The 14,574-nt window shown below is 59.0% G+C and carries 12 protein-coding genes; 8 read left to right on the plus strand and 4 right to left on the minus strand.

Going from position 1 to position 14,574, the window contains the following annotated elements; all coding sequences use genetic code 11:
- Nucleotides 1-168: 168 nt before the first annotated feature.
- From RBB77_RS16265 to RBB77_RS16280, 4 genes are read left to right on the plus strand one after another with little or no spacing between them, the layout of a single operon-like run.
- Nucleotides 169-1,443, plus strand: a complete 1,275-nt coding sequence (locus RBB77_RS16265; RefSeq protein WP_353062789.1) for a Fe-S-containing protein — start codon at nt 169-171, stop codon at nt 1,441-1,443.
- Nucleotides 1,443-2,759 (plus strand): ABC transporter permease, encoded by a 1,317-nt coding sequence (locus RBB77_RS16270; RefSeq protein ID WP_353062790.1) that lies wholly within the window; start codon nt 1,443-1,445, stop codon nt 2,757-2,759. Before RBB77_RS16265 ends, RBB77_RS16270 begins: the two co-directional genes overlap by 1 nt.
- The gene (locus tag RBB77_RS16275; protein ID WP_353062791.1) at nt 2,759-3,862 is read left to right on the plus strand and encodes an ABC transporter permease; all 1,104 of its coding nucleotides are present in this window, start codon (nt 2,759-2,761) and stop codon (nt 3,860-3,862) included. The genes RBB77_RS16270 and RBB77_RS16275 overlap by 1 nt, the downstream gene beginning before the upstream one ends.
- A 13-nt stretch (nt 3,863-3,875) precedes the next feature.
- A complete protein-coding gene (locus RBB77_RS16280; protein WP_353062792.1) occupies nt 3,876-4,634 on the plus strand; it encodes an ABC transporter ATP-binding protein in 759 nt (252 codons plus the stop codon).
- A 295-nt stretch (nt 4,635-4,929) separates the two neighbouring features.
- Here RBB77_RS16280 and RBB77_RS16285 read toward each other — a convergent pair whose 3' ends face one another.
- Nucleotides 4,930-5,787, minus strand: coding sequence for an NAD(+)/NADH kinase (locus tag RBB77_RS16285; protein WP_353062793.1), 858 nt, complete (start codon nt 5,785-5,787; stop codon nt 4,930-4,932).
- Nucleotides 5,788-5,972: 185 nt separating this feature from the next.
- On the minus strand, nt 5,973-6,881 hold the full coding sequence (locus RBB77_RS16290) for a neuromedin U (RefSeq protein WP_353062794.1): 909 nt from the start codon (nt 6,879-6,881) through the stop codon (nt 5,973-5,975).
- Between the two features lie 196 nt (nt 6,882-7,077).
- Between RBB77_RS16290 and RBB77_RS16295 the strand changes: the two genes are divergently transcribed.
- Nucleotides 7,078-9,315, plus strand: coding sequence for an AsmA family protein (locus tag RBB77_RS16295; protein ID WP_353062795.1), 2,238 nt, complete (start codon nt 7,078-7,080; stop codon nt 9,313-9,315).
- 102 nt (nt 9,316-9,417) lie between these two features.
- Here the strand turns inward: RBB77_RS16295 and RBB77_RS16300 are convergent, their stop codons facing one another.
- Nucleotides 9,418-10,212 (minus strand): TlyA family RNA methyltransferase, encoded by a 795-nt coding sequence (locus RBB77_RS16300; protein ID WP_353062796.1) that lies wholly within the window; start codon nt 10,210-10,212, stop codon nt 9,418-9,420.
- A gap of 234 nt (nt 10,213-10,446) precedes the next feature.
- Between RBB77_RS16300 and RBB77_RS16305 the strand changes: the two genes are divergently transcribed.
- Complete coding sequence (locus tag RBB77_RS16305) at nt 10,447-11,013, plus strand: RNA polymerase sigma factor (protein WP_353062797.1); 567 nt, start codon at nt 10,447-10,449, stop codon at nt 11,011-11,013.
- Nucleotides 11,010-11,900: an anti-sigma factor gene (locus tag RBB77_RS16310; RefSeq protein ID WP_353062798.1), complete on the plus strand. Its 891-nt coding sequence runs from the start codon at nt 11,010-11,012 to the stop codon at nt 11,898-11,900. Before RBB77_RS16305 ends, RBB77_RS16310 begins: the two co-directional genes overlap by 4 nt.
- Nucleotides 11,901-12,013: 113 nt before the next feature.
- Here RBB77_RS16310 and RBB77_RS16315 read toward each other — a convergent pair whose 3' ends face one another.
- The gene (locus tag RBB77_RS16315) at nt 12,014-13,618 is read right to left on the minus strand and encodes a YncE family protein (protein ID WP_353062799.1); all 1,605 of its coding nucleotides are present in this window, start codon (nt 13,616-13,618) and stop codon (nt 12,014-12,016) included.
- A 76-nt stretch (nt 13,619-13,694) separates the two neighbouring features.
- Between RBB77_RS16315 and RBB77_RS16320 the strand changes: the two genes are divergently transcribed.
- Nucleotides 13,695-14,549 (plus strand): DUF92 domain-containing protein, encoded by an 855-nt coding sequence (locus RBB77_RS16320; RefSeq protein WP_353062800.1) that lies wholly within the window; start codon nt 13,695-13,697, stop codon nt 14,547-14,549.
- Nucleotides 14,550-14,574 lie beyond the last annotated feature (25 nt).

The following is a 14,574-nucleotide window of genomic DNA, read 5'->3' on the forward strand; positions in this document are numbered from 1 at the left end:
CTGGCGTAAGAAAATTGCGGTTGATAATCGAGGTACTTTGATTGACGACCAAAATAGTCCTCAATACACTAGATACTGGAACGAGGAGCAGCTCCAACCTCGTGGAAATGGGCTCGGGGCTGGCGGATGCCGGCTTCAAGAAGCGCCGCCAGAGAAGAGAAAGACGTTATGTTACAGGCATTTATCATCACGCTCCGTGAGGGGGTCGAGGCATCTCTGATCGTCGGCATCGTCTTCGCCTACCTGTCCAAAATTGGGAGGCCGGAGCTGAAGCGCACCGTCTTCTGGGCACTTGGTTCGGCGATTGCGGCTAGTGTGGCGGGAGCGGTGGTGATCGCCCGGAGCCAGTTCAACACAGATGTGTTTGAAGGTTGGGTGATGTTGGCGGCGGCGGCGTTCGTTGTCAGCATGATCTGGTTTATGCACAAGACCGCGCGGACGATGAAGGGATCGATCGAGGAGAAGATCTCGCAATATACCGGTGCAGCGGGGGTGTCGAAGGCTGGGCTGTTCTTCTTTGTGTTTCTGCTGGTGCTTCGCGAGGGGGTGGAGACGGTGCTGATTCTGTCGGCGGTTACGTTGAACTCGACGGAGCTGTTGAGCTTTACCGGGACGCTGCTTGGGATTGCGGTCGCGGTTGTATTTGGGGTGTTGTTTATTCGCGGCAGCGTAAAGATCAACCTGCAACGATTCTTTCGTGTCACGACCGTCATTCTTTACTTTGTGGCGTTTCAGCTGATCGTGAGTGGGCTGCATGAGTTGAGCGAGAATGGCGTACTGCCATCGAGCCCGACGGAGATGCGCTTGATCGGGCCAATTGTGCGGAATGATCTTTTCTTCTTCGTCACGATGCTGGCGCTGGCCGGGTTGATGATGCTGATGGAATACAAGCGGCGGACGCCTGCGGTGTTGACCGTGAACGCTACTTCTGCAGATAAGCGACGGGCAGAGTGGACACAGAGACGCGAGAAGATGTGGATGACGGCCGTGGTTGCGACGAGCTTCGTGTTTATTTTTCTATCGACGGCCGAGTTTATCTACGCGAAGAGTTCGACTGCGCTGTCGCCGACGGCGGCGGTGACGTTGGTGGGGTCCCAGGTGACGTTGCCTACTGCTGATGTGAACGACGACAAGCTGCATCGCTATGGCGTGCATCTGGACGATGGCAAGGGTGGCAATGTGGAGATACGGTTTCTGCTGTTCAGGAAGCCGGATGGAAATATTGTTTCGGTTGCGGATGCTTGTCAGATCTGCGGACCGGTTGGGTTCTATATCGGCGACCAGGGGATTACGTGCAAGATGTGCGCTTCGCCGTTGAATGCGAATTCGATGGGGACTAAGGGTGGATGTAATCCGATTCCGCTGAAGTCGACCGTGGGTGGTGGGCAATTGGTGATTCAGGCGGAGGACCTGCGGGCGCTTGCGCCGGTGTTTGAACGGTAATGTTCTTTCGACTGCTCATGGAGAGCTTTCGCAGACAGCGTCGGCGCAAGATGCTGGCGGGTGTGGCAATTCTGCTTGGGACAACGGCTGTGACGGCGATGCTGGCGTTGGCTACTACGATTGGGGATCGAATTCATAAGGAATTGGCGGTGTATGGGGCAAACATCGTTGTGTACCCAAAGGCCGATCTACTGGATGTGAAGGTGGGTGGGGTGGATGTGAAGCCGGCAAGTGGTGGGGTTTATCTGAAGGAGTCCGATTTAGAGAAGCTGAAGACGATCTTTTGGGCGAACAACATTACTGGAGTTAGTCCGGAGTTGCGGCTGAACGATCAAGCCCGTCTGATTGACTCCAATGAAGCATCCTTTCCTGTTTCCGTGATAGGAATGTGGTTCGATCATGCCTTCGGTACCCTAAAAACGGGTACATTACAACTGCACCCATGGTGGAGGCTTGAGGGTAGATGGCCGCTCGCTGAACCCGACTCAGATCATTGGGAGGTGGCAGTAAACTCTGCTTTGGCCAAAAAGCTCAATCTTCAAATTGGAAGCAAGTTTCTGATGCGACGATTGGCGAGCCTTGAAGGCGGAGGGTACACCGCAGCCTACGTAACGGGAATCGTATCCACGGGCGATCAAACTGAAATGGATGTGCTTGTTCCACTGCCCATTGCGCAGGCGATAGCAGGTAAAAACGGCGCCGTCTCACGAGTCGAGATCTCTGCGCGGACGAAGCCGGAGGATGCGTTTGCGCGGGTTGATCCCGATTCCCTGCCTCCGAAGCAGCGGGAGATCTGGTACTGCAGGCCTTATGCGAATTCGATTGCTTATCAGATTCGCGAGGCGATTCCAGGGGCACAGGCGGAGCAGGTTCGCAGGGTGGAGCAGAGTGAAGGCAATGTGCTGAAACGGATCAGCGGTCTAATGTGGCTGATCAGTGCGGCGGCATTGCTGGCTGCGGGGTTTGCAGTGAGCGCTGCGATGGCGACAGCGATTCTTGAGCGGCGTGGGGAGATTGGATTGATGCGCTCGCTGGGTGCGAGCAAAGGCTCGATTGCTCTGCTGTTCTATGCGGAGACTGGGTTGCTGGCGGTGCTTGCGGGGACGATGGGTTATTTGCTCGGTTCGGCGCTTGCAGCCTGGCTAGGCGCGAAGATCTTTGCGGGTGATGGTGGCGCGGCGGAGGCGGTGTTGATTCCGGTATTGCTGCCCGTTGTTGTTGCGCTGGCGCTGGTAGTGGCGATTGCGGGAAGCACGCCCTCGATACGGACGGCTCTGCGGATGGAGCCTTCGGCGATTCTGCGGGCGGATGCGTAATGGCGACGCTGAGTTTGTTCGGGATGTTGCGGCGGTCGCTGGTGCATCGCAGGGCTCGAAGTGTGTCGGCGTTGGTGGCGATGACCGTGTCGGCAGGTGTTGCGACGGCGCTGCTGACGCTCTATGCGGATCTTGATGCGAAGCTGCATAAGGAGTTTCGAAGCTTCGGCGCGAATGTTGTGATTACGGCTCCTGCTTCGGCGCCTCTTAGTGCGGATGCTTTGGCCCAGGTGAGAGAGACCGCTGGCGCGGATGCGGTTGCGGCGGAGTTTGCCTACGCCGTGGCTACGACTGATACGGGTACGGCGGTGGTGGTGGCCGGTACGGATTTTGCCGCGGTGCGGCGGTTGGATTCGTGGTGGCAGGTGGATGCCTGGCCTGAAGCTTCGGCGGGAGATGTTGCGTTGCTTGGGCAGCGCGCGGCGCAGTTTGTCGGCAATGAACACGCGGTCGAACTTACTTATGCAGGGCACTCTGTTACGCCGCGTGGAGTAGGGCGGATCAAGACCGGGGGCGATGAAGATAGTCGCATCTACATGCCGCTCGCTGCGTTTACCACTTGGACAGGCGTGGGACCTAGCGTGATTGAGTTGCAGGTGCCGGGTGGGGCGGCGAGCGTGGAAGCCACGATGGCGCGGCTGCGGCAGGCTCTGCCGGAGATGCAGGTGCAGCCGGTACGGCAGCTTGTTGAAGGCGAGTCGAAGATCGTGGATAAGACCCACTCACTGATGTATGGAGCGGTGCTGTTGATCGCGCTGACGGTGGCGGTGAGTGTGTTGGCGACTCTCTCTGCGAGTGTGTTAGAACGGCGACGTGATTTTGCTTTAATGAAGGCGCTGGGTGGATCGCAGATGCAGTTGATGGGGATGTTTTTGCTGGAGGCGCTGGTGCTTGCCTTAGCGGGTGTTGCTGCGGGGTTTGTCGTGGGGTCTGCTGCGGCGTGGGCGATCAGCGAGGGGAACTTTCACACGGCGACGCTACCGCATCTGTCAGTATTGCCATTGGTGCTGTTGCTGAATGTGGTGATTGCTGCGATGGCGGCGCTGTTCCCTGCGCGGGTTCTGCGTGGATTGCAGCCGGCTGCGCTGCTGAAAGGCGAGTGAGAGGATAGTGAGTGTGAGCGAGGCTAAGATACAGACCGGGCCGTTGGTCGATCCACACGGAGATACGCGGGACGACTGCGCTGTGATTGCGTTGAAGAACGTGACGCGGGAATATGTGGGGCATGGTGGTGCGGTACGGGCGCTTGCGGATGCTACGTTCTCGATTGTTGCGGGCGAGTGGGTTGCGATTACAGGGCCTTCGGGGTCGGGTAAGAGTACGCTGGTGAATTTGATTGGGTGTTTGGACCGGCCTACGGCGGGGCAGTTGAAGATCGATAATGTCGATGTGGCTTCGATGACGGCTACGGAGTTGGATCGATTTCGTGCGGACAAGATTGGGTTTATCTTTCAGCAGTTTCACTTGATTCCTTACTTGTCGGCGATTGAAAACGTAATGCTGGCGCAGTATTTTCACTCGATGACGGATGAGGCGGAGGCGCGTGCGGCGCTGGTGCGGGTGGGTTTGGGAGAGCGGGTTTCGCATCTTCCGAGTGAGCTGTCGGGTGGGGAGCAACAGAGGGTTTGTATTGCGAGGGCGCTGATTAATAATCCGCCGATTTTGCTGGCGGATGAGCCTACTGGAAATCTGGACGCTGCGAATCAGACGATTGTGGCGGAGCTGCTGCAGGATTTACATAGGAATGGCCATACGATTGTGATGGTGACCCATGATCCGGAGATGGCGGGGTTGGCGCAGAGACGGATTGCGTTGAGCCATGGAAAGGTTTTTTGTCATCCGGTCGGTGGACCGATGGTTACTTTGCGGAGATAATTTTTGTTTTGTGGTGGGGGCGCGTTTTTGCTTGGGGGTTTGGCGAAAATGCGTGTTTTGGTGTGGTGTTTTGGTGGTGTGGGTGTGGTGATTTGCGTGGCTGATGTGGTGTTTTGACAGTCACTTTTTGATGGCTAAAGAATGCGCCAGATTTTCTGAATTTATTTTTGGTTTTGTTTGTTTGAGATGCCACATGTCCTGCCGGACGGGCCGCCTGCGCGGCGGGCGGTCACTTCGTGACTTGTGTACCTTTTCTTGCTGGGTGATTTGCTTTGGGCCTCCCGTTTGGTCGGCTTTAGCGCTCGCCCCATTTGAGCTTGGAGCGGAGAACGCTGAACAGGCCGTTGGGACGATGACGGAGCAGACGGACTGCTGCGTCGGAGCGCTGGCAGCGGACGCGGTCCCCTAGTTTGAGCTGGACTGCCTCTTGGCCGTCTACGGTGAGGTAGATTTCGTTGGGCACGCCTACAACCTCGACGCATACAGTAGATTCGCCGGGAACGACGATGGGGCGGATGGTGAGCAGGTGAGGACAGATGGGGGTGACCAGCATGGCGTTGACGCTGGGCATCACGATGGGGCCGTTGGCGGCCAGGTTATAGGCCGTGGAGCCGGTGGGCGTGGAGACAATAATGCCGTCAGCGCGGAAGGTGGCGACGGCCTGCTGGTCGATCTCGACGGAGTAGTCGCCCATGCGGGCGATGGTTCCTTTGGCTACGACGACGTCGTTGAGGGCGTCCCACTGTTTGACGAGCCTGCCGTCGCGGATGATTTCGGCGCGCATCATACTGCGGACTTCGATCTCGGCGCAGTTGTCGCACCAGGCTTCGAGGGTGGCGTAGAGCTCGGAGAGGGGGATCTCGGTGAGGAAGCCCAGGGAACCGAGGTTGATGCTGAGGATAGGGGTGGTGGTGCGGGCGAAGGCTCGGGCTGCGGCTAGGAGTGTGCCGTCGCCGCCGAGGACGATGACCAGATTGGGTTTGTGTTTGGGGAGATCGACGCGCGGGATGGGATTGACGCCGGAGACGTAGGTGGCGCTGTCGGGATCGAGGAGGTAGTTGTAGTGGCGGGCTTCAAGCCACGCGATGAGGTCGCGGAGGATGCCGGCGAGTTCCGGCTTGAGCGGCTTGGAGATGATGGCGGCCTGGAGCATGGACCTTTAGTGTAACTGGATGATGGGAATGGGCGTTGAACGATCTCTGGGCGATGGTCGGCCGGCTTTTCGATGCGTGACGTGAAGCGATGGTGGCGACTGGAGGGCAAGGAAAAAGGCAAAAGCAATACAAATATAGGGATCCTTCGCCGCACTCAGGATGACTAAATTGTTACCGGAAGATGCTATGGCTTCTTTGGGAAGAGGAGAGCGATCTGGAGGCGCATGCCCCAGGAGGATGCGCCTGGAGGATGGACGGCGTTGCCGTAGAAGTTTGCGGAGATGTTGACAGGTTGAACCCCGAGGCGCATGACTCGGCCGACGCCGCCGCCGTAGGGGATGGTCCACCGTCCGCCGGGGGGCGTGTCGTCTCCGTCTGCGGCATCACCACTCGCGCCGTTGTGCCAGTTGGCTGTGATGATAGGGCCGCTGTTGATGTTCCAGCCTTTCTTCAGGTTGTAGGTGATGAAGTATTGGAGCGTCATTTGATTGACGGATGGGCGATGAGAGGAGCCGACGACGGAGAATACATTGTTGACTAGAAATCCGAAGGTCCAGTGTCCGGGTTGAATGAGAGCGACGACGGAGGGGCCGAAGCTTAGCTTTCCTTGTCCGAGAACGCTGCTGGTTGCGGTGGGAAAGACCATTGCTGGTCCGGCACCCCAGATGATCTTTCCCGGCTTGGCGGGAGAGAGGAAGAAGGTTGGGCTCATGTCTCCGATGCCGTACTCGCCGCCGGTGTTTTCAGCTGCGTAGGGCTGCCAGACGATGGGTTGAATGATTCTGGAGATGAGCATCCAGTTTTCGCTGATGCGAGCGGGGATGACGGGCTGAATGTTGAGTACGTCCTGGGTACGGTTGTAGGGCCCTACGCCGAAGTTGGAGTTGTTCTGGATGGGGACGCTGATGAGGCTGGCTACGGGGTTTTGTGTGGCTTTGGCGAGAGCATCGGCGTCGTCTCCGGCTGGTGCGGAGGAGGCGGTGGCTGCTTGAGGTTTTGGCGCGGGGGTGACGGGCACGTCCTGCGCGGAGAGGGTCGCGGCGGATAGCCACAGGGTTGCCAACAGGACACTGCGGTTGCTTCGTTTCGCCATGAGACGTAACCTCTAGCTCTGACGTTGAAGGTTCGCTGAAGGGCTCCCTACCGGAAGTGCAGGTCTGGGGGCAGGAAAAGGATCATATCATTCAGCGGTGAATTCCCGGGCCAGGAAAGTCCTTTCACAATTGGGCGTGCAACATCGATTTTGGCGGTGGCATCACATTTGAAAACAGTACGGACGAGGTGATGGCATGGGAAAACCGGTTCGGTTGGTCCTGATTGCGGTGGGTGCCGTTCTGGCGCTGATCGTCCTTGCGGCAATTTGTGTGCCGCTGTTCCTCAACACGGATAGCTTCAAGGCAAAGATTGAGTCGACGCTGACGAAGTCGCTGGGGCGGAAGGTGACGATTGCGAAGGTGGACCTGTCGGTGTTGTCGGGGAGCCTGAAGGCGGAGAATGCAGTGGTCGCCGATGATCCGCGGTTCAGCACGCAGCCATTTATACAGGCGGATACGTTGAAGATTGGGGTGGAGCTGTTTCCCTTGATCTTCAGTAAGCAGGTGATTATTCGCGGGTTTTCGATGCAGTCGCCGAAGATACAACTGTTGCGGGCGGCGAATGGGACCTGGAACTACTCGACGATTGGGAATAGCAGCGCACAGACTTCTCAGAGTGATGAGACAAAGCAGGCGTTTCCGAATCTGACGGTGGGTGAGGTGAATATTGAGAATGGGCGGATTACTGTGGGTGCTGGCCCGGGAACGAGTGGGGCGGCTAGTGCGACGAGTCGTGTTTATGAAAATGTGAATTTGAAGGTGAAGGATTTTGCGTTTACGAAGTCGTTTCCGTTTGAGGCTTCGGCTGGTTTGCCTGCGGGCGGGACGGTGGAGCTGAAGGGTTCGGCGGGACCGATCAATCAGCAGGATGCTTCGGCTACGCCTTTTTCGGGGCATCTTGAGGTGAAGCATCTCGATCCGCTGGCGGCGGGATTTGTGGAGGCGTCCGATGGCGTGACCGGGACGATCGATAATTTGGTGCTGGATGCGGCTTGGAGTGGGACGCAGATGCACGTGACGAAACTGCTGGTGGATACTCCGAAGCTGACGCTGGTGCAGAGTAGTGGGCCGAAACAGGTGAAGCCGAAGGATCCGAATGCGGAGGGGGCGTCGATGTTGAATAGCCTTTCCGTGGACGATGCGCAGATAAAGAATGGAACGATTACGCTGGCGACGGCGGGCAAACAAGGGACCGCGGTGTATAGCCAGGTGAACGCGCAGGTGACGAATCTGTCTCCGAAGAGTGCTTCGCCGTTTAGTTTGAGCGGACAGCTGCCGAATGGCGGGAGCGTGGCTGCGAATGGAACGGCTGGTCCGTTCAACCAGGAGAATAATGCGAGCACTCCGCTGAATGCGACGGTGAGTCTGAAGCATGTTGAGATTGGCTCGGCTGGGTTTGCGCCTCCGGATGCGGGGATTAGCGGCGTGGCGGATGTGCAGGCTAAGATTCAGTCGAATGGGCAGACGTTGAATGCGCAGGGTGCTGCGACGGTTGTGGGGATTAAGCTGGCGAAGGATGGTGTGCCTTCTGCGAAGCCAGTGCAGTTGCAGTTCACGATGGCGCAGAATGAACAGGCTATGAGCGGCACGATACAGCAGGCGGTGATTACGATTGGCAGCGCGGTGATCAACGTTGCGGGAACGTATCAGTCGAGTGGGCCGACTACGGCGTTGAACCTGAAGGTGGTTGGGAACGGCGTTTCGATCAATGAGCTGGAGGCGTTTCTGCCGGCGCTGGGAGTGCATCTACCGTCGGGCTCGCGGCTGCAGGGAGGGACGCTGACGACAGATCTGGCGGTGACCGGGACGACGGCTACTCCCGTGATAAGTGGGCCGGTGAGGATTAATAATACGCAGCTTGCGGGGTTCGATCTGGGATCGAAGCTGCAGGCGCTTTCTTCGTTTACGGGAGGACGGATTACATCTGCAACTGGATCAGGCACAAATATTCGCTCGTTGAGTATGAATGTGCGTGAGGAGGGCGGGAATATCCGGACGGATAATATTGCGCTGGATGTTGCGGGAGTGGGGACAGCCACGGGCGCAGGGAGCGTGAGCGCTGGTGGTGCGTTGGCCTATAACGTGGTGCTGAAGCTTACGGGGTTGTCTGTGGGTGGAGGAGGGACACAGCAGGCTAGCTCGGGCGGTGGCGCGGCAGGGGCGCTTGGTGCGCTGTCTGGGTTTATTCCGGGGGGGAGTGCAGGCGGTGCGGCGCTGGGAGGAGTTGCGGGGAGTGTGCTGAAGAATGGAATCCCGGTGGCGATTGGGGGGACTACGAGCAATCCTACGTTTAGCCCGAATGTCGCGGGGCTTGCTGGGGCGGTGGGAGCGAATGCGGCGAAGGGGCTGCTTGGTGGCGCGACCGGGCAGAAGAAGGGGAACGCTGCTGATCCTCTGAGCAATGCTTTGGGTGGTTTGCTTGGGAAGCACTAGATGCGCCAGATGTGCCCTGCGCGGGCAGCGGTCACTTCGTGACTCGTATACCGGCTTCGCCCCGGGGCCTTCCGTTGGTCGGTACGAGATGTCTGATCGCCACTAGAGGAAGCGGGCATGGAGGAGGTACTCGTGGTTGCCCTCCATGCCCAGGATGGGCGAGTCGATGAGATTGATGGCGGTGCCGTGCTGCTCGAGCACGCAGTCGCGGACGCGTTCGATTGCGGCTTGGCGTGCGTCGGGGTCGCGGACGATGCCGCCCTTGCCGATGTTGGCGCGGCCGGCTTCGAACTGCGGCTTGACTAAGATGACTGCGGTGCCTTGCCAGGGCTGAGTGGGAGTGCTGAGGGCTGCCAATACGGCGGGGAGAACGAGCGTCGCGGAGATGAAGGAGACGTCCATTGCGATGAACGATGGGGTGGATTGGTTGGGTGTGAGGAGTTCGCCGGGGGTGAGGAGACGGGCGTTGGTGCGCTCGCGGAGGGTGACGCGTGGGTCGTCGCGGAGTTTTTGAGCGATCTGGCCGTAGCCGGTGTCTACGGCTAGGACTGTGGCTGCGCCGGATTGCAGCATGCAGTCGGTAAAGCCGCCGGTGGAGGCGCCGATGTCGACGCAGGGTAAGTTGGTGAGGTCGATGGACCAGTGGGCGAGGGCGCGCTCGAGCTTGAGGCCGCCGCGGCTGACGTATTTGAGATCGGAGCCGAGGAGGCGAATGACGGCGTCGGATGAGACGGGGGTGCCTGGTTTGTCAATACGCTGCTCGTCGACGAGGACGCGGCCGGCGAGAATGAGAGCTTGGGCGCGTTCGCGAGAGGCAGCGTGGCCTTGATCGACGAGAAGCTTGTCGATGCGGTGCTTTGGTGATTTGTTGCGTTGGGGTGGGGTGGGATTGCTCATACGTTCGGATCTTTCGTGTGTATTCACTAGTGCGAAGTTGCGCGTTGCTTTATGAGAATGAGATTGCAATTTCGCCAGTGAACGCAGATACAGACTGTGTTGTTTCTTCTTTTCGGGTAAAGTAGCTCTGGTGAATATTTAGAAGAAGTAACTGTCTTGAGGTTACATGGGTTGCATTAGTCAACCCAAATAGTTAACAGTTTGAGCAATCTGCAACAGTAGTGGGTGCGTTTTATGTACAGAGAAACGGGACTCGTGAATTCACCACCGCCCTCGGGGCAGGACGACGCTGCCCTGCTTGCCCTTGTGCAGAGGGGGGACGAGTACGCTATGGCGGCGCTGTTCGACCGCTATTCGAAGATTGTGTACTCGGTCGCGCTAAGGGTCCTGAGAGATCCTGCGGCGGCGGAAGACGTCCTACAGGAAGTATTCATGCAGATCTGGCGCAACCCTGATGGTTTTGTAGCAACTCGCGGTAGCCTTGGCGGCTGGCTCGCAGTGGTATCGAGAAATCGGTCGATCGATGCGCTTCGTAGAAAACGGCCTACTGAGTCAGTCGACGATGTGGCGCTGGCTTCGAACTACAATCTTGCGGACGAAGCGGAACGAAACAGTTTGATGGAGAAGGCGCGGGAGGTCATTCACCTGCTGCCGGTGGAGCAGCGGAAGACGCTGGAGATGGCATTTTTCGATGGGTTGACGCACTCCGAGATTGCGGAGATGACGGGCGATCCACTAGGGACTGTTAAGACAAGAATCCGCAGCGCGCTGACCTCGCTGAGAAAGGCGTTCCCAGCATGAGCGAGCCACGGCGTATCACATCAGAAGATCTGGCGTTGTTTGCCATGCAGCTGCTTCCACCGGAAGAGATGGCTGAAGTTGCCGCCTACGTGGAGCAGTCCGAGGACGCACGGCGAGAGTTGGCGGAGATTCAGGGCGACCTTGCGGCGTATGCACATACGGTGGATATGCAGTCGCCGTCTGCACAGGCGCGCGAGCGGTTGATGAAGCAGGTAGCGCGTGAGAAAAAGGCGATTCCGATCGATCGACCTGTTGAGACCGCGACTTCAACAGTTGCGAATGAAGGCGTCGCTGCGAGTGAAGGCTTTGGACGCGGTGCGGGAAGCATCTACTCGAGCGAGGAGGAGCTGCCGAAGCGCGGATTTGCGGGCAAGGTATTGCCGTGGGTCGGCTGGGCGGTTGCTGCCGGTCTGTCTTTAGTTGCGGGCGATCTTTATAAGCAACGCGAGACACTGCGAAGCGCTGTAACCGAGCAGGCAGGCAGGATCGACCACCTGACCGCGGATGAGGCGGCGGCGCGACAGGTTCTCGACGCGATGACCGACAGTACGGCGCAGCGAGTGACTTTGAATGTGAAGGGAGCGCCACCGGCTGTTCCGCAGGGGAGAGCCACCTATGTTGCCAGCAAGGGAACGTTGATCTTTACAGCGACGAACCTGGCGCCGCTGCAGCCGACGAAGACATATGAGCTTTGGCTGATTCCGGCCACGGGACAGAATCCGATTGCAGCGGGAACCTTCCGCCCGGATACGCGCGGGAATGCCAGCGTGATTCTGCCGCCGCTACCGAAGGGCGTAGAAGCGAAGGCTTTCGGCGTGACGGTAGAGGACGAAGGCGGAGCGACGACACCGACTCTGCCGATTATTCTGGTGGGAGCTGCCGGATAATAGACCGAACGTTGCTTTTCTATGGAAATGAAAGAAGCCATCCTTTGCGGGATGGCTTCTTTTTTCGGGCTGAATTGTTCCGCGCCTGATGTTCGGTTCGTGCGTGTTTTCGATTAGGGTTGCGTGATACGAACGGCGACGCCGGCACCCTGCAACGCGACGGTGGTGTCTATGACGTCGATATCGGTCCGGATAACGGTCATGAAGTTGGAGTCCGGCGAGACGACGTAGACCTTGCCGGTGGGAGTGCCACTGGTGACGGCGATGTAGTTCGGATGACCGTTCTTAGCCGGTGTGGATGCGTTGGTGCTGATGCTGAGAGGAAGTGGGATGGTAGCCGTGACCGTATTGGTGCTGAGGTTAATGACGGAGACGGAGCAAGTGGTGGTGGCGGCTGTGACTGCGGCACCCGGTGCGGCGCAGGGCAGATTTGGATTGCCGCTGTTGATGACGTAGGCGCGGCTGTTGCCAGTATCTTGCAGGACACCTACCATGACGGGATTTACACCGACAGGGACAGTTGCGACGACGGTGCCGAAGCCTATCGCGTCGACGGGATTGGTGAGATCGCAGTTTGGATTGCCGACCTGAGCGGTTGCCGAACAGAGTGGGATGCTGATGACGCTGAGCGAGCCTGGATTGACGCCATCGCCTGCATTTGCGACGAGCAGCTCATTGCGGACCGGGGCGAAGTCTGCCCAGAGCGGGTTGACGGTCGCGGGGTTGGTACATGCTGGGGCGATGCAGAGTGCGATCGGGTTCGTGGTGCCTGGGGGAGTTGTGGGAACGATATCGAGCGCGTTGGTTTGTACGTTAATCACCGAGACTGTGCCGTCGCCCTGGTTCAGGATGAACGCACGTTTGCCGTCGCCGCTCATGACGCCGTAGACGGGGTTCAGACCGACGGGAAGCGCGGTGGGGTCGATGGTATTGCTCGAGGTTTCGATGGTGGAGACTTGACCTACGCAGCCGCTACCGACGGGCTTACTGATGGCGTATACCCGTGGAGCATTGGGGATACCGACGGTGTAGACGGGAGTGAAGGGCGTCGAAGCCGGGCAGGGAGCGATTGGGGGAGCTGGATTGAGCTGTTGGCGCAGGGCGAGGGGAGTGCCGGTGAACTGGGAGATGTTGCCCTGGCCGGGGTTGATGGTGGGGTCGGTGACGAAGGTGCTGATGCCGGCGGGAAGGATCGCAACAGGATTGGCGCCGGGGAGGAGCGTGGTCTGGAGGATCTGACTGGTGAGCAGGGTGGTGTCGATGTCGAAGCTGGTGAAGGTGTGGTCGCTGTTGAGCGTGAAGCCGAGGCTGGCGGTAGAGGCGACCGTGGTGCCGCTGGTGGAGGTGGTGGTGGTGTTGCCGCCATTGAGGATGAGGTAATAGGGGTCCACGCCCACGTTGGCTGTGATGAGGATTGTGTCACCTGAGAAATCGACGAAGGTCAGTAGGCCCGGGGTGGGATTGGCCGGTGTGCCGGTGCTGGAGATCGCCACAGCAAACTTTTGCGGCTGGGCGGCGGGACCGACAGGGTTGATGGCGCTGACGACGGGGCGGTAGTTGTTGCCGCAACCGCTGATCAATCCCAGACCCGGTGCCAGAACGGCGAGAATCGCTGCGAGGCTGAGTTTAGACCGGAGGACGTGGGCTCGAGGCCGAACCGGGTTCTGGTGTGACCGCGACTGGGTGGTTCCTTTTGCTTCAATGGCTGCTAAGTGCAAAACTGCTCCCGCGTTGGTGCTGGTGTTGGCTATGCTCAAGGTTCGATTGTAAATCACGGAGAGACGTGAGGCCGGAATGAGCAAGGAAATACAAGGGGGCGCGATAGATACGCACTGGGGGAAGGCGATTCCGCGGGCGCGGGACCGGATGCAGTCCAGATGGCTGGTTGTGGTAGTGGTGCCTGCGCTGGTGCTGGGGGCGGTGGGAACTTGTTTCGAGGCGGCGATGACGGGTGCGGTGGGGTCGCTTCTCTTCCCTCTTGTGTTTAGCGTGGTGTTTGCGGGGGTGGTGTTGGCGCTGCGGTCGGCGACGCCGCCGGCGGCGGGGGTGGGACTGCTGGTGTGCCTGATCCTGGCTCTGGCGGTGAGGGGGCCAGCGGGGTTGCTTGCGAGGCCGGCGCTGTCTGCTTTGATTGCTTTGTTTGTGCTCACCTTCGCTGCAACCCGGTATGGGAGGAAGAAGAAAGAGGCTCGGGGGCTGGCTGAGGCTCGGAGTGGACGGAGGGCGTCGCAGGTGGTGGCCAACCTTGGGGTGGCGGCCCTGTGCGCTTCGGTGGGATGGTATGGCGGATGTCTGGCGGCGCTGGCGGAGGCTACAGCGGATACCGTGTCATCGGAGGTTGGGCAGGCGTTGGGTGGGCCGACCTGGTTGATCACGAAGTTTAGACGGGTGCCCGCGGGAAGAGACGGGGGCGTGAGCGTGGGTGGGACTTTGGCTGGAATGTTGGGTGCGGGTTTGGTGGCGATGGCGGGATTGTCGGGACTTGCGCGGTGGAGGGATGGTGTGGTGGTGTTCGTCTGTGCTTGTGCGGGGCTGGCGTTTGACAGCCTGCTGGGGGCTTCGGTGGAAGAGCGGGGATGGCTGGGGAATGATTTGGTTAATTTTTGCTCGACGTTGTTTGCGGCAGGGGTGGCTTGGTTGTGGCTGTGATTTTCATGGGTTCATAAGCTTCGAA

The sequence above is a fragment of the Tunturibacter psychrotolerans genome (assembly GCF_040359615.1).
Classification (GTDB): Bacteria; Acidobacteriota; Terriglobia; order Terriglobales; family Acidobacteriaceae; genus Edaphobacter; species Edaphobacter psychrotolerans.

What these genes read in the sequence shown, in the direction of transcription:
- RBB77_RS16265 (WP_353062789.1), top strand. Translation starts at nt 169, where the DNA reads ATGTTACAGGCATTTATCATCACGCTCCGTGAGGGGGTCGAGGCATCT.
- RBB77_RS16270 (WP_353062790.1), top strand. Translation starts at nt 1,443, where the DNA reads ATGTTCTTTCGACTGCTCATGGAGAGCTTTCGCAGACAGCGTCGGCGC.
- RBB77_RS16275 (WP_353062791.1), top strand. Translation starts at nt 2,759, where the DNA reads ATGGCGACGCTGAGTTTGTTCGGGATGTTGCGGCGGTCGCTGGTGCAT.
- RBB77_RS16285 (WP_353062793.1), bottom strand. Translation starts at nt 5,787, where the DNA reads ATGCTCCAGGCCGCCATCATCTCCAAGCCGCTCAAGCCGGAACTCGCC.
- RBB77_RS16290 (WP_353062794.1), bottom strand. Translation starts at nt 6,881, where the DNA reads ATGGCGAAACGAAGCAACCGCAGTGTCCTGTTGGCAACCCTGTGGCTA.
- RBB77_RS16295 (WP_353062795.1), top strand. Translation starts at nt 7,078, where the DNA reads ATGGGAAAACCGGTTCGGTTGGTCCTGATTGCGGTGGGTGCCGTTCTG.
- RBB77_RS16300 (WP_353062796.1), bottom strand. Translation starts at nt 10,212, where the DNA reads ATGAGCAATCCCACCCCACCCCAACGCAACAAATCACCAAAGCACCGC.
- RBB77_RS16305 (WP_353062797.1), top strand. Translation starts at nt 10,447, where the DNA reads ATGTACAGAGAAACGGGACTCGTGAATTCACCACCGCCCTCGGGGCAG.
- RBB77_RS16310 (WP_353062798.1), top strand. Translation starts at nt 11,010, where the DNA reads ATGAGCGAGCCACGGCGTATCACATCAGAAGATCTGGCGTTGTTTGCC.
- RBB77_RS16320 (WP_353062800.1), top strand. Translation starts at nt 13,695, where the DNA reads ATGAGCAAGGAAATACAAGGGGGCGCGATAGATACGCACTGGGGGAAG.